This window comes from Desulfuribacillus stibiiarsenatis (assembly GCF_001742305.1).
Taxonomy (GTDB): domain Bacteria; phylum Bacillota; class Bacilli; order Desulfuribacillales; family Desulfuribacillaceae; genus Desulfuribacillus_A; species Desulfuribacillus_A stibiiarsenatis.
This window is the reverse complement of the sequence record NZ_MJAT01000022.1, coordinates 227566-242038: the sequence shown is the minus strand read 5'-3', so window position 1 is coordinate 242038 and position 14473 is coordinate 227566. Positions and strand designations below refer to the sequence as shown.

Here is a 14473-nt window from a genome sequence, read left to right as displayed (position 1 = left end):
TCTTAACCCCCTATCCGCGACACAAGGTCGACTACTGCAGTATTGATCATATCACTTAAGATGTTTGGGTAAACCCCAATTAACAAGCTTAATCCGAACAATGCAATCATCGGAATATATTCTACCGTTCTTGCATCTGGTAGGTTCTTGAACTCATCTCGAATATGTCCGAAGGTCGTACGTTGAATCGCCCATAGCAGGTAGGCGGCAGTAAAGATAATCCCTAATGCACCAATCGCTGCAATCGTACGCGCCGCTGGAATGATTTCTGAAGATGCTGCGAATATACCCATGAATGCTAGTAACTCACTTACAAACCCAGACAACCCTGGCAGACCAACCGATGCCATTGTGGCCGCTAGCATAAAACCTGCTAAAATCGGCATTGTCTTCGATAAACCACCTAAATCTGCAAGCATTCTCGTATGTGTTCTCTCATAAATTGCTCCCACCATGAAGAACAATAGAGCTGAGATAAATCCATGAGATACCATTTGGAAAATTGCCCCTTGCATTCCCTCTGGAGTAAAGGAGGCTGCTCCAATTAGCACTATCCCCATGTGACTGATACTCGAATATGCGATTAGCTTCTTTAAATCCTTCTGTACCAATGCTAATAACGCACCATACAGGATGTTGATGACCCCTAAAATCGCCATTAACGTTGCAAAGTTAGCTGCCGCATCTGGCAGGATTCCAAATCCAATGCGCAGTAATCCATACGCACCCATCTTTAGTAGAATACCTGCTAAAATCATACTCGCAGGCGTTGGCGCTTGAACGTGAGCATCAGGCAACCATGTATGGAATGGGAAAATCGGTAACTTCACAGCAAATGCGACAAAAATCGCGATGAAGATTGCCGACTTCATTCCCATAGTCGCTGCATCAGGATTTAACGGATTCGCTAAAATCTCACCTAGACGAATCATATTAAAGGTTACCTCGGCAAAGTTCGTCGCCGCTGCTCCGACATAGAAAATCGCGAAGAACGATAACAGCATTACGATACTACCAAGTCCCGTGTATACTAAGAACTTAAATGAAGCATACTCTCGCTCTTTTCCACCCCATATACCGATTAAGAAAAACATTGGAATCAGTGTGAGCTCGAAGAACAAGAAGAACAAGAACATATCTAGAGCAGCGAATACTCCTGTCATACCCGTTTGTAATACTAGCAACCAAGCGAAGTATTCCTTCACTCTCACGTTGATACCAAACGATGCCACTACGGCCAGTAGGGTAACAATCGTCGTAAGAAGAATCATTGGCATAGATAGACCGTCAATACCAACTTCGTAATTAAATTGAACAAACCCAATATCAATCCATTGATAGCTTTCTGCGAGTTGGATACCATTAAACTGATTGTCAAACGCATCCCATATCATGAAAGATAGAATTAACGTCACAATCGTAGTAACGACAGCGATTGTACGGATTAAGTTATGGTTATTTTTCGGTACAAGTAACACTGCGATTAAACCAACTAGCGGGAAAAATATTAACCAACTTAACATGTTTGGAATCATCCGAGATACCCCCTTAATAAGAAGGCAATGGCGAAAATTGCGATACCGCCAATAATCGTTACCATTCCATATGTTTGAACTTGCCCGTTATGACGCAGACTAAAGAACTTCCCTGTTCGTTGCGTAGCTCCTGCCACTCCATTGACAATTCCATCAACAATTGTGCGGTCAAAAGCCCATAAGCCTTTACCAAATGAAACGATTGGCTTCACAATTGCGTTCGCATAAATCTCATCAATGTAGTACTTATCGTACAGTAGACGGTACAACCTAGGGAACATATTCGGTATTGTGTCTCTGCTGATGGCACCCTTTGCATAGATTAACCACGCAAGGAAAATGCCAGCAATTCCTAGAATTACCGATAAAATCATCATCCATCCTGATGCTAATGCTTGTTCGCCGATATACGTGCCATAGATTAGATAATCACCTAACGCATGATGCATAAATGGAGAGTTAACAAATCCTGCACCAATCGCAAAAACGGATAACACGATGAGTGGAATTAACATAAACGGACCACTTTCATGCGGTTCATGCTTGCCACGGTACTTCCCAGCAAAGGTCATAAAGAACAAGCGGAACATATAGAACGCTGTCATTGCTGCTGTAGTAATTGTGATGACAAATAGCACACGGTCTCCGCTCTGCCATACAGAAGCAAAGATTTCATCCTTACTCCAGAAACCAGCCAACGGTGGAATTCCTGCAATCGCCAGGGAACCAATTAAGAATGTAACGGCTGTCACCTTCATCTTGCTCCACAAGCCACCCATTTCATTGATATCTTGACTATGTACACCGTGAATTACGCTACCTGCACCCAAGAATAATAATGCTTTGAAAAACGCATGTGTCATTAGATGGAATAACCCCGCTACATATCCTGCTGTACCTAAAGCTAAAATCATAAATCCTAACTGACTGACGGTAGAATACGCGAGAACGCGTTTAATATCGTTCTGTACTAGACCAATCGATGCTGCAAAGATGGCGGTTATAGCGCCTGTATAGGCAACTACAGTCATTGCTGTGCTCGATGCCATAAACATCGGGTACATGACTGCTACTAGATATACTCCCGCTGCTACCATTGTTGCTGCGTGAATTAAGGCACTCACTGGTGTTGGTCCTTCCATCGCATCTGGTAACCATACGTGTAACGGGAATTGTGCCGACTTACCAACTGCCCCCAGGAATATCAGGAGCGCAATAATTGTAATTGTTGTCTGCTCTACAACCCCTTCACGAATTGCCGTGAAGATTGTATCGTACTCAAAAGACCCTGTATAAATAAATGTTAGAATTAATCCTACGAATAAACCGACATCTCCAATTCTTGTCGTAAGAAATGCCTTCTTCGCTGCTGCCGCCGCTTCCGGCTTGAAGAACCAGAAACCTACGAGTAAGTATGAGCATAATCCTACTAATTCCCAGAAAATAAATAATTGTAGGATGTTTGGCGCTAATACTAGACCCAGCATCGAAAATGTAAAGAGTCCTAAATAGGAGAAGAAGACCGGATAACGATCATCTCCATGTAGATAATCTCTTGAAAACATATGAACTAATAGACTCACAAGCGTAACGATAAATAACATCATCGCATTGAGTGCCGTGACTTCAAAGCCCATAGTGATTGTTGTGTCTCCGAATGTTAACCAATTGATTACTTGTCTATAGTTTTCTCCGCCAGTTCTCTCGAATAGAACTAACACTGACAACCCAAACGACGCCAGCAGGGCTATAATCCCTACATACGCTGCATTCTCTTTCAGGCTTCTGCCAAAGAGTAATAGCAGCACGAAGGCTAGTAGTGGGAAGACAGGTATTAACCAGGCGTATTGTATCATACCATCACCTTTTCTCCTTGTAGTCTACTTGCCATAGCCTTACCATTTCATCAAGTTCTGCCTCAAAGAATCAACCGTACCACGGTTTCTGAACAGTGCAATGAGAATCGCAAGACCGACGGCTGCCTCAGCTGCGGCTACCGTTATCGTAAAAAGTGTAAATACCTGGCCAGTGACATTTGCCGCTGGTCCAATACTAGAGAATGCAACAAGATTAATATTGACTGCATTCAGCATAAGTTCTATCGAAACAAGTACGATGACTAAATTGCGCTTCGTTAACACTCCATACAATCCTACGCAAAATAAGATTGCACCCAACGCTAGATAAGAAGTTAAAGGCACCATGCTATTCTGCCTCCTTTCGCGCTAACACGATTGCCCCTACTAAAGCGACTAATAGTAGAATCGCTGCTGCTTCAAAGGCTATGACATAATTTCCATATAACGATAGCCCGATATCATGGGCTGACCCAACGTATTGTGGCGCTTGGGTAGGAAGTTGGAATTGCGATAGTCCATACAAAATCAATCCTAATAACGCAGCCACACCGATAAATGATAAAGATTTATGTCCTTTTGAAGGTTCTTCATCTGTAAACGCTACGACACGATGTTCTGTCATCATCATCCCAAAGACAAACAGGATGGCCATGGCTCCTACATAGACGATAATTTGCACTACCCCTATGAATTCTGCGCGTAGTAAGAAATATAAACCTGCTATCGATAAGAACGTGAATACCATCGATAAAATCATGTGGGCCATTCTTTCTAAAGTTATGACAAGGACTGCACACGCGATGGCGATAATCGCTAATATAAAGAAGATAATTACTTCTCCTGTAATCGTCATTGCGCGTCGCCCCCTTTACCTGCTCCATTATCTGTTGTCTTATCCACTGGCTCTACACTTTCTGTAGGAGCCGTTTGATCTGGCTCTTTATAATTCCCATACACATGGTTATTCTCTAGCCATGTACGGTCTTTCAACAATGCCTTACGATTATATACTGCTAAATTGTCGAACCTCGTTGTCATAACAATCGCTTCCGTCGGGCAAACCTCTGTGCAATATACACATTGGATACAACGCTCAAATTGTATGTCATAGGTGACAATTTTCTTTTTGCCGGACTCTTCATCTTTTTCCCCTGTTAGAGTAATTACCTCTGTCGGGCAAGCTTTCACACAAAGATTACATACGATACACTTGTCTGGGAAAAAACGATGAATGCCACGGAATCGCTCAGGCCAATTTGGTTTTTGCTCAGGGTATTGGATGGTTACTTTCTTCTTAAAGAAGTACTTAAAGGTAACCCCAAAACCTTTTAGAAATCGTAGCACATAATCACCCGCCCATCCAGATTCTAACTACTGCTGTTATCACTATGTTGACAAGGGCTAACGGAATCAGCACCTTCCAACCAAATGTCATCAATTGGTCAATTCTAGTACGAGGCATTGTCGCACGCAACCAGAACCAGATGAACATAAATACTGACCATTTCAAGAAGAACCATACAATTCCTGGAAGAAATGCTGGTCCCAGCCATCCGCCAAAGAATAAGATTGTTGCTAGGGCAGCTATTGCAATTGCATACACATACTCTGCTAAGAAGAAGTATGCCATTCTAAATCCGCTATATTCTACGTGATACCCAGAAACTAACTCCGACTCAGCTTCTGGTAAGTCAAATGGCGATCTTGCTACTTCTGCTGTTGCGGCAATCATGTACACAATGAAACCTAAGAATTGCGGAATTACGAACCATAGACCCATGTTTTGTTGCGCGTATACAATGTCACGCAGGTTCATAGAGCCTGCTAGTATGACGACCCCGATAATTGACATTACCAAAGGAATCTCATAACTAATCATCTGTGCTACGCTACGCATAGCCCCTAACAATGAGTATTTATTGTTAGAGCTCCATCCTCCCATCAACATCCCTATCGTGGTAATGGAGGAAATACCGATAATATATAAGACACCTATGTTCAGGTCCGCACCATAAATGTTCTCACTCCAAGGAATCGTCGCAAGAATCATAAACGATGGAGCAAATGCAATGACTGGCGCTAAGACGAATATCGGACGGTCTACTTTTGCCGGGATAATATCTTCTTTCATCAAGAGCTTAAGTACGTCTGCTAGGGTTTGTAGTAGCCCCAGTGGCCCTGTTCTGTTAGGTCCATAACGCACTTGCATATAACCAATAACTTTACGTTCAAAATAGATGGTGTACATTACTGTAACTAATAATAAGATAAGGGAAGCAACAGAATAGAAAATCATATAAAACAGATTCATATCCATTATGCATCAACCTCCCCTAATACAACATCCAAACCACCAAAGATGGCTATCAGGTTCGCAATACTTTCACCCTTTAAAATCTCCGGAAGTATCTGACAATTCACAAACGATGGTCTGCGAAGCTTCACACGATACGGCTTTGCCGTTCCATCACTAATTAGATGTACTCCCAGTTCTCCTTTAGACCCTTCTACACGACGATAAAGTTCTCCCGCCGGTGGCTTGATAATTCTTGGAACTTTCCCTTGAATATCAGGACCTGCATCTTTAATCTGTCGGCATGCTTGTTCAACAATTCGAAGCGATTGACGCATCTCTTCTAAGCGTACTTCATACTTCGCCCACACATCTCCCGCCTGTCGAACCGGCACATCGAATTGGAAACGATCGTAAATGGAATACTTATCATCACGACGGATATCAAAATCAACGCCACTCGCACGAGCAACTGGTCCAGATAAACCCCAATCAATTGCTTGCTCCTTCGTAATGACCCCAACACCTTTCGTACGATATTGGAAAATCTCGTTACCAGTCACTAATGTGTCATACTCAGCAATGTTTTCGCGCAATACTTTTACCGCTTCTTCTACTTCTTCCAGCCAGCCCGTAGGAGCATCAAAGCGAACACCACCAATACTCATATACGAATATGTAAGTCTTTGACCACAAATCTTAGTAAATAAATCTAGAATGATTTCACGGTCTCTAAAAGCATAAATAAACGGACTTAAAGCCCCTATATCTAACAAGAATGTTCCCCACCATACCAGGTGACTTGCAACACGGTTTAACTCCATGCAGATAATCCTAATGTACTCTGCACGATCAGGTACTTCCACACCCATTAGTTTCTCAACTGTATGTACCCATGCGACGTTATTCGTCATCGCATTTAGGTAATCTAGTCGGTCTGTATAGGGAACTACTTGGGTATATGATAAGTCCTCTACGAGCTTCTCAGTGCCACGATGCAAGTATCCAATCACAGGTGTTGCTTCTTGAATGATTTCACCGTCGATTTTAATCGCAATTCGGAATACACCGTGGGTACTAGGATGCTGCGGTCCAACGTTTAATATCATTTCTTCCGTACGTATACTCATTGTCAGTATTCACCTCCTAGTCTAAGCCTAATGTTTCTTTATCGATGTTATAATCTTTTCTTAATGGATGGCCTTCCCAGTCGTCCTCTAGTAAAATTCTCGTTAAATTCGGATGCCCGACAAAGTCAATCCCTAGTAAATCATAGGCTTCCCGCTCATGCCAGTCAGCAGTTCCCCATACACTTGCAACGGAGATCACACTTGGATTTTCTCTTGATGTCTTAATTTTCAGCATAATGTATTGATCCTTGTTCAAGGAGTGCAGTTGATATACAACCTCCATGTGTTCCTTATAATCGACTCCTGAGACAAAGCATAGAAAATCAAATTGTAGTGCATCGTCTTGCTTGAGCATATTGGCTAGGTCGGTGGTCCAAGAGCTTGAATCTAATACAACATAAGGAATGTCAAAGTTTAATTTACTATCTATAATAGCGTCTGGGCCTGCAATCGATTTTACTTTATCGATAATCAGATTTAATACTTCTTGACTCATTCAAGGCCCACCTTCTTCCCTTTAGCTTCCGTTTTAATTTTTACTCGTAGTTTTTCAATACCATCTAATAAAGCTGGTGGGGACGGCGGGCAACCTGGGACATATACATCCACTGGCACGATCTTATCCACGCCATTTAATACGCTATACGATCGATAATAAGGTCCTCCACACGTCGCACACGAACCCATGGCAATTACCCACTTCGGCTCAGGCATCTGGTCGTATAACCTACGCAGGACTGGCGCCATCTTCTTCGTTACTGTTCCAGCTACCACCATCACATCTGCATGTCGAGGCGAAGCGCGGAACATAACACCGAATCGGTCAAGGTCATAGTGGGCTGCACCGGTAGCCATCATTTCAATCGCACAACATGCTAGACCGAAACTCACAGGCCAGAATGAACTCGTTTGAACCCAGGCCTTCAATTCGTTATATTTGACAAACATTATATTATCCCTTACTTGTTGTACGACTCGTGGGTCAAATTCTTCTAGCCCTTCGTAGCCTTCAAGAACTTTCCCGCGATTTTTAACCTCATGGCTGTTGTTATTTAGTTCCATTCAAGCACCTTCTTTTTCCACGAATATGCTAGCCCAACGGCCAGGATAAAAATAAAAATTAACATCGCATTCAGTCCAAACCACCCAAGTTCGTCAAACGCAACTGCCCAAGGATAAAAGAATATTGTCTCAACATCAAAAATGACAAATTCAAGGGCTATTATGTAGTACGCAATTTTGAATCTTACTTGTGCTTCACCAGTCGGCAATATCCCACTCTCATAGGTTTCTAGCTTCGCAGGATACGGGTTATGTGGTCGGATGAGCTTACCGAACAACAATGCACCAACCGGAAGTGCTATACCCAGTAGCAAGAAAAGGATGACATACAAGTAATTCGTCTGGTATAACTCCATGTTTCTTCCACCTTCCAAAAAATTTGGTCTTATAATCCAATATGCAGATTATATCAAAAATAGTCTTGCTGTGTCTATCTAGTAATTCACATTCTTATGATATTTCTGTTATTTCTTAATAATAACAGAAGAAAATTATAATTATAACAACAGATAAAAACCTTGATGATTATAGCTCGCCTTGTATTAACTGTTTTATTTTTATATAATACAGTTTTGTTTTATAACAGTTTAAATCTTTAGCATTCTGTGTTATATTTTAGAATTAAACTATGTACGCCTATAAATTTACTACGGTTATTTAACTATTATAAAATACCATGTGTTATAGTAATTTGAATAGTCATGTGTTATATAATGACTATATTGATGCTGGAGACTTGATTAGGTATTTGATTTAAGTGAGTCTTCGTAAAATGCTACTTTAATGCTCGAGAACATTCGATTTTAGTTTGTCAAAAAAAAAATATGGTATGCATAAGTAATGCACACCATATTTTAAATATTATTTTCCGCCGACTTTCATACGTGTAACCGCACGTTGTAATGCAAGTTCTGCACGTTTAAAGTCAACCTTGTCACCTTTTTCTCTCAATCGTTGTTCTGCACGTTCTTTCGCACGCATCGCACGATCAATATCCACTTCTTCCGCTAATTCCGCTGCTTCTGCAAGAATAACAACCTTGTCCGGTGTTACTTCCATAAAGCCCGTCATGACAGACACTAAGTGTTCTAAGCCTTCTTTTTTCACACGTAATGGTCCAATTGCTAAGGACGTAACAAGCGGTGTATGACCAGCCATAATACCGATTTCTCCAGTATTAGCTTTAGCAATCAACATTTCCACTTGTTCACTAAAAACCTTACGCTCCGGGGTGACGATTTCCAGTAAATAATTTTTCATTATGAACCTCCTATTATGCGAGGTCTAGCCTTTATTCGCTTTTTCAACGGCTTCTTCAATCGTACCCACATATAAGAATGCACTCTCAGGAAGATTGTCGTGTTTACCTTCTAAAATCTCCTTGAAGCTACGAACTGTATCTTTAACTGCAACATATTTACCAGGGAATCCAGTAAACTGTTCAGCTACGTGGAATGGCTGTGATAAGAAACGTTGAATCTTACGAGCACGCGCAACAAGCACTTTATCTTCATCAGATAATTCATCCATACCTAAGATTGCGATGATATCTTGAAGTTCTTTATAACGTTGTAGGATCTTCTGAACTCCACGAGCAACGTCATAGTGCTCTTGTCCGACTACTGCAGGACTCAAGATTCTTGAAGTAGAGCCAAGAGGATCTACCGCTGGATAAATACCAAGTTCTGATATTTTACGATCAAGGTTAGTCGTCGCATCTAAGTGTGCGAATGTTGTTGCTGGAGCCGGGTCTGTATAGTCATCGGCAGGTACATAAATCGCTTGAATCGAAGTTACGGAACCTTTATTCGTCGATGTAATACGCTCTTGTAATTGACCCATTTCTGTTGCAAGGGTCGGTTGGTAACCTACCGCCGATGGCATACGACCAAGAAGTGCCGATACCTCAGAACCTGCTTGCGTGAAACGGAAGATATTATCTACGAATAATAATACGTCCTGTCCTTCTTCATCACGGAAATATTCTGCCATTGTTAAGCCTGTTAATGCAACGCGTAGACGCGCACCAGGTGGTTCGTTCATCTGACCGAATACCATTGCCGTCTTGCTAATTACACCAGAATCTTTCATTTCGTGGTAAAGATCATTACCCTCACGAGTACGCTCTCCTACACCTGCGAATACGGAAAGACCACCATGCTCTTGTGCAATGTTATTGATTAATTCTTGAATTAATACAGTTTTACCTACGCCGGCACCACCGAATAATCCAATCTTACCACCCTTAGCATAAGGAGCTAGTAAGTCAATAACCTTAATACCTGTTTCAAGAATTTCTTCTTGCGTTGAAAGGTTGTCAAATGTTGGAGCTGGTCTGTGAATCGGATAGTTAGTATCAGATGTTACATCTCCAGCTTCGTCAATTGGCTGCCCAAGAACGTTGAAAACACGACCTAGGGTAGAACGTCCAACTGGAACTGTAATCGGCTTATGCAAGTCTACTACTTCTGTTCCACGGACTAATCCGTCAGTTGATGACATCGCTACACAACGAACCACGTTATCACCTAAGTGAGTCGCAACCTCTAGTGTAATCTTAATGTCTTTCCCTTGACCGTCTTCTGCTTTATGTTCAATTGTTAACGCATTATAGATCTCAGGTAGATATCCCTTGTCGAATTGAACGTCTACTACAGGACCCATAACTTGTAATACGCGACCTTTTTGCATGTCTGAATTTCCCCTCCTTTTGAAACGTGTTAAATGAAAAACAGTTATCTAAAGCGCGTTCGCACCGCTAACGATTTCCGAAATTTCTTGAGTAATAGCAGCTTGACGTGCTCGGTTATAGATTAGCGATAATGATTTAATCATTTCTGCAGCATTATCTGTTGCGTTACCCATAGCTGTCATACGAGAACCGTGCTCACTAGCTTTCGCATTTAGCACTGCGTTAAATATTAATGTTTCCGCATATTTCGGAAGCAGTTGATTTAATACTTCACTTGCTGACGGATCATAAATATAGTCAGCAGAACTATCCGTAACTTCACTAGCACCTGCAATGTTGTCTATCGGTAGAAGCTTCTGTACTGTCTGTAATTGAGTTACAGCAGTTATGAACTCATTATATACAATATATAATTCATCAAGAATTCCTTCTTCATACAAACCTACAGCAGCTGAAGTTATGTTCTTCAAGTCAGCAAACGTTGGATAATCCGTTATACCTGTAACTTCTCCTATCACAGGATAGTTACGTCTTTTAAAGTACTCCACAGCTTTTCGACCTACAGCAAACACTGCGTATTCGTCGCTCGACTGATGCTTTTGCATCTCCTGGGCTGCCTTACGTAAGATATTGGAGTTATATCCACCAGCTAATCCGCGATCGGAAGTAATTACGATATAACCTGTCTTCTTCACGACCCGCTTCTCTAGCATTGGGTGACTCACATCTGTCGTAGTCTTAGCGATACTCGCTAACACCTCTGCCATCTTGGAGGCATAAGGCTTTGCTTGTAAAGCCCTTTCTTGGGCACGACGAAGTTTTGCAGCAGCAACCATTTTCATGGCCTTTGTAATTTGCTGTGTATTCTTAACACTGCGAATTCTTCGTTTTATTTCACGCATTCCCTGCACGTAATTCACCACCTTTTGACAACAGATTAGAGCTAAATGTCTAACCTGTAATTAGACTCGCTACTAACCTTTGATGGCAAAGCCTTTTTTGAACTTTCCAATAGCTGCTACTAATTGTTCTTCTAGATCTTTTCCAAGATCCTTTGTTTCACGGATGCCTTGTTGAATCGCAGGCGCTTCTTGCTCTAAGAACATTAAGAACTCGCGCTCAAAACGAAGTACATCTGCCACAGGGATATCATCTAAGAATCCTTTTGTAGCTGCGAATATACTAATAACTTGGTCTTCAACGTTCATAGGCTTGTTCTCGCCTTGCTTCAGAATTTCTTCTGTACGCTTACCACGCTCTAAGCGAGCTTGCGTTTGCTTATCAAGATCAGAACCAAACTGTGCGAATGCTGCAAGTTCACGATATTGTGCTAAATCTAAACGTAATGGGCCAGCAACTTTTTTCATTGCCTTGATCTGTGCAGAACCACCTACACGTGATACTGAAAGACCTACGTTAACCGCAGGACGCATACCAGAGTGGAATAAGTCTGCTTCAAGGAAAATCTGACCGTCTGTGATTGAAATTACGTTAGTAGGAATATAAGCAGATACGTCACCTGCTTGAGTTTCGATAAATGGTAGCGCCGTTAAGCTACCAGCACCTAGTGCGTCGCTTAATTTCGCTGCACGCTCAAGTAAGCGTGAGTGTAAGTAGAATACGTCTCCTGGATATGCTTCACGACCTGGAGGACGACGAAGTAATAAGGAAAGCTCACGATACGCTGCTGCCTGCTTCGATAAGTCATCATATACGCAAAGTACATGACCACCCTTGTACATAAAGTACTCACCCATTGAACATCCTGTGTAAGGAGCAAGGTATAACAACGGAGCTGGATCTGATGCACTCGCAGTAACTACGATTGTATAGTCCATTGCACCATGCTTACGAAGCTTCTCTACTACGTTGGCAACAGTTGATTGCTTTTGTCCAATGGCAACATAAATACAAATAACACCTTTACCTTTTTGGTTGATGATTGTATCTATAGCAATTGTTGTTTTACCTGTTTGACGGTCACCGATAACTAACTCACGCTGACCACGACCAATAGGAATCATCGAGTCAATCGCTTTGATTCCTGTTTGTAGAGGCTCGTGTACGGATTTACGATCGATTACCCCTGGAGCTTGAGATTCAATTGGACGGAAGTTTTTCGCATTGATTGGGCCTTTACCATCTACTGGTTGACCGATAGCGTTTACAACGCGACCTACTAATTCTTCACCAACAGGAACTTCCATAATACGTCCTGTACGCTTTACTTGGTCTCCTTCACGGATTTCTGTGAAAGGTCCTAGAATTACAGCACCGACGTTATCTTCTTCTAAGTTTAATGCCATACCATACGTACCGTTTGCAAATTCAAGAAGTTCTCCTGACATTGCGTTAGCAAGTCCGTGGATACGAGCAATCCCGTCACCAACTTGCATTACAGTACCGACATCTATAACTTGGATATCAGATTTATAGTTTTCAATCTGCTTTTTAATCAGCGAACTGATTTCTTCTGGTCTGATACTCATACTCTTTGATTCACCCCTATCTACTGTACTTGAGATTCGTGTATTGATTTTTCAAAACGCTGTAGCTGTGTTTTTACACTGCTGTCATACACGCGATCTCCGATGCGAACGATAAAACCACCGATAATTGATGCGTCAATCTCGGAGGTAAAACGTAGTTCCTTGCCAATTAAAGTACGGAATGTTGTGCGAATTTGGCTTAGTTGATCGTCCGTTAACGCGATTGCTGTCGTGATTACTGCATCAGCAATACCACGAGCATCATTGGCTAACAGTGTGAAAGAAGAAACGATATGTGTAAAAACATCCTGACGATTTTTATCAATTAGTAGATTTAGAAAGTTTTCAGTAATTTCGGAAATGTGTCCTTTTAACCCACCTGTTAAAAGATTTTTTTTCACATCAGTTTCGATGTGTGGGTGGTTTAGTAGCTGAAGTAGCTCATCATTGTCACGAAGTACTTGATTGATCAGAACTAATTCTGTCTCTAAACTATCTAATGTATTCTTCTCTTTCGCAATCTCAAATAACGCTTCCGCGTATCTTGATGCTACAGTTGTTTCCATCATACGCTTTTCCCTACTTCTTTAAGGTACTTGTCAATCAGCGTGTTATGCTCAGCTTCATTCATATCCTTCTCGATAATCTTAGAAGCAATAAGTACAGATAATGAGCCTACTTGATTGCGAAGTTCCGCTAATGCTTGATCTTTTTCTTTTACGATTTCCTGCTTCGCATTCTCTTTTAAACGCTCCGCTTCGTTCTTCGCTGCAACTAAAATGTCGTTTGCTTGCTTTTCACTTTGTTTGCGAGCGCGTTCAACGATTTCTAATGCTTCTTCGCGAACTTTTACCATTTCCTGTCTATGCTCAGCTTGTAGCTTTTCCGCTTCAGCTCGTTGATCTTCTGCGGTTTTCAGTTGTTTCTCTATATAATCTTGACGCTCCTGAATCACTTTCACAAGCGGTTTAAAGGCATATTTGCTTAATAAGAAAAATAGTACAAGAAAGGCAAAGAGCTGCATTATCATTGTTCCTGCTTCAAAATGCATAACAATTTCACTCCCCTCAGATAGCTCGAAATATAACGCATTACGCTAATTCCGAAAATGGACAAAATAGAAGGCGCTGGCAATTAGCCCTTGCCACCGCCAGATGTCCTAACGAAAGTCTTACAGATTACCTAATAACATAAATGCAACTACTGTCGCGATGATTGGTAATGCCTCAACAAGACCTACGCTGATAAACATTGTAGTTTGTAATGCACCTCTTGCTTCTGGTTGACGAGCGATACCTTCAATTGTTTGTGCAGTTACCTTACTTACTCCTAATGAAGCTCCTAATGCTGCAAGACCCATGATAATACCGATTGCGATTGCTACGCCTGCTCCTACTTCCATGCCTTTCCCCT

General features: G+C 41.6%; 17 protein-coding genes. All 17 read right to left on the bottom strand.

The window, feature by feature from the left end; all coding sequences use genetic code 11:
• Positions 1 to 2 precede the first annotated feature (2 nt).
• Positions 3 to 1535 (bottom strand): complex I subunit 4 family protein, encoded by a 1533-nt coding sequence (locus tag BHU72_RS08935; RefSeq protein WP_069702278.1) that lies wholly within the window; start codon positions 1533 to 1535, stop codon positions 3 to 5.
• The gene (nuoL, locus tag BHU72_RS08930; protein ID WP_069702277.1) at positions 1532 to 3391 is read right to left on the bottom strand and encodes an NADH-quinone oxidoreductase subunit L; all 1860 of its coding nucleotides are present in this window, start codon (positions 3389 to 3391) and stop codon (positions 1532 to 1534) included. Before nuoL ends, BHU72_RS08935 begins: the two co-directional genes overlap by 4 nt.
• Before the next feature lie 39 nt (positions 3392 to 3430).
• Positions 3431 to 3739: an NADH-quinone oxidoreductase subunit NuoK gene (gene nuoK, locus BHU72_RS08925; protein ID WP_069702276.1), complete on the bottom strand. Its 309-nt coding sequence runs from the start codon at positions 3737 to 3739 to the stop codon at positions 3431 to 3433.
• Between the two features lies 1 nt (position 3740).
• Positions 3741 to 4247 carry an NADH-quinone oxidoreductase subunit J gene (locus BHU72_RS08920; protein ID WP_069702275.1) on the bottom strand — a complete coding sequence of 169 codons (507 nt, stop codon included), beginning with the start codon at positions 4245 to 4247 and terminating at the stop codon, positions 3741 to 3743.
• Complete coding sequence (locus tag BHU72_RS08915) at positions 4244 to 4738, bottom strand: NuoI/complex I 23 kDa subunit family protein (RefSeq protein ID WP_069702274.1); 495 nt, start codon at positions 4736 to 4738, stop codon at positions 4244 to 4246. Before BHU72_RS08915 ends, BHU72_RS08920 begins: the two co-directional genes overlap by 4 nt.
• A 4-nt stretch (positions 4739 to 4742) precedes the next feature.
• Positions 4743 to 5705 carry an NADH-quinone oxidoreductase subunit NuoH gene (gene nuoH, locus BHU72_RS08910; protein ID WP_083248363.1) on the bottom strand — a complete coding sequence of 321 codons (963 nt, stop codon included), beginning with the start codon at positions 5703 to 5705 and terminating at the stop codon, positions 4743 to 4745.
• A 5-nt stretch (positions 5706 to 5710) separates the two neighbouring features.
• On the bottom strand, positions 5711 to 6817 hold the full coding sequence (locus tag BHU72_RS08905; RefSeq protein WP_069702272.1) for an NADH-quinone oxidoreductase subunit D: 1107 nt from the start codon (positions 6815 to 6817) through the stop codon (positions 5711 to 5713).
• A 16-nt stretch (positions 6818 to 6833) separates the two neighbouring features.
• Positions 6834 to 7313: an NADH-quinone oxidoreductase subunit C gene (locus BHU72_RS08900; protein WP_069702271.1), complete on the bottom strand. Its 480-nt coding sequence runs from the start codon at positions 7311 to 7313 to the stop codon at positions 6834 to 6836.
• Positions 7310 to 7879, bottom strand: a complete 570-nt coding sequence (locus tag BHU72_RS08895; RefSeq protein ID WP_083248357.1) for a NuoB/complex I 20 kDa subunit family protein — start codon at positions 7877 to 7879, stop codon at positions 7310 to 7312. The genes BHU72_RS08900 and BHU72_RS08895 overlap by 4 nt, the downstream gene beginning before the upstream one ends.
• A complete protein-coding gene (locus BHU72_RS08890; RefSeq protein ID WP_069702270.1) occupies positions 7870 to 8235 on the bottom strand; it encodes an NADH-quinone oxidoreductase subunit A in 366 nt (121 codons plus the stop codon). Before BHU72_RS08890 ends, BHU72_RS08895 begins: the two co-directional genes overlap by 10 nt.
• A 505-nt stretch (positions 8236 to 8740) precedes the next feature.
• Complete coding sequence (locus tag BHU72_RS08885) at positions 8741 to 9139, bottom strand: F0F1 ATP synthase subunit epsilon (RefSeq protein ID WP_069702269.1); 399 nt, start codon at positions 9137 to 9139, stop codon at positions 8741 to 8743.
• Between the two features lie 24 nt (positions 9140 to 9163).
• A complete protein-coding gene (gene atpD / locus BHU72_RS08880) occupies positions 9164 to 10570 on the bottom strand; it encodes a F0F1 ATP synthase subunit beta (protein WP_069702268.1) in 1407 nt (468 codons plus the stop codon).
• 48 nt (positions 10571 to 10618) lie between these two features.
• Entirely contained in the window at positions 10619 to 11473 is an 855-nt protein-coding gene (gene atpG / locus BHU72_RS08875; RefSeq protein WP_069702361.1) for an ATP synthase F1 subunit gamma, read from the bottom strand.
• 72 nt (positions 11474 to 11545) lie between these two features.
• The gene (gene atpA / locus BHU72_RS08870) at positions 11546 to 13060 is read right to left on the bottom strand and encodes a F0F1 ATP synthase subunit alpha (protein WP_069702267.1); all 1515 of its coding nucleotides are present in this window, start codon (positions 13058 to 13060) and stop codon (positions 11546 to 11548) included.
• A gap of 20 nt (positions 13061 to 13080) precedes the next feature.
• Positions 13081 to 13629 carry a F0F1 ATP synthase subunit delta gene (locus BHU72_RS08865; RefSeq protein ID WP_083248356.1) on the bottom strand — a complete coding sequence of 183 codons (549 nt, stop codon included), beginning with the start codon at positions 13627 to 13629 and terminating at the stop codon, positions 13081 to 13083.
• The gene (gene atpF, locus BHU72_RS08860) at positions 13626 to 14111 is read right to left on the bottom strand and encodes a F0F1 ATP synthase subunit B (RefSeq protein WP_069702266.1); all 486 of its coding nucleotides are present in this window, start codon (positions 14109 to 14111) and stop codon (positions 13626 to 13628) included. Before atpF ends, BHU72_RS08865 begins: the two co-directional genes overlap by 4 nt.
• Before the next feature lie 120 nt (positions 14112 to 14231).
• A complete protein-coding gene (gene atpE, locus BHU72_RS08855) occupies positions 14232 to 14462 on the bottom strand; it encodes a F0F1 ATP synthase subunit C (RefSeq protein ID WP_069702265.1) in 231 nt (76 codons plus the stop codon).
• Positions 14463 to 14473: the final 11 nt, after the last annotated feature.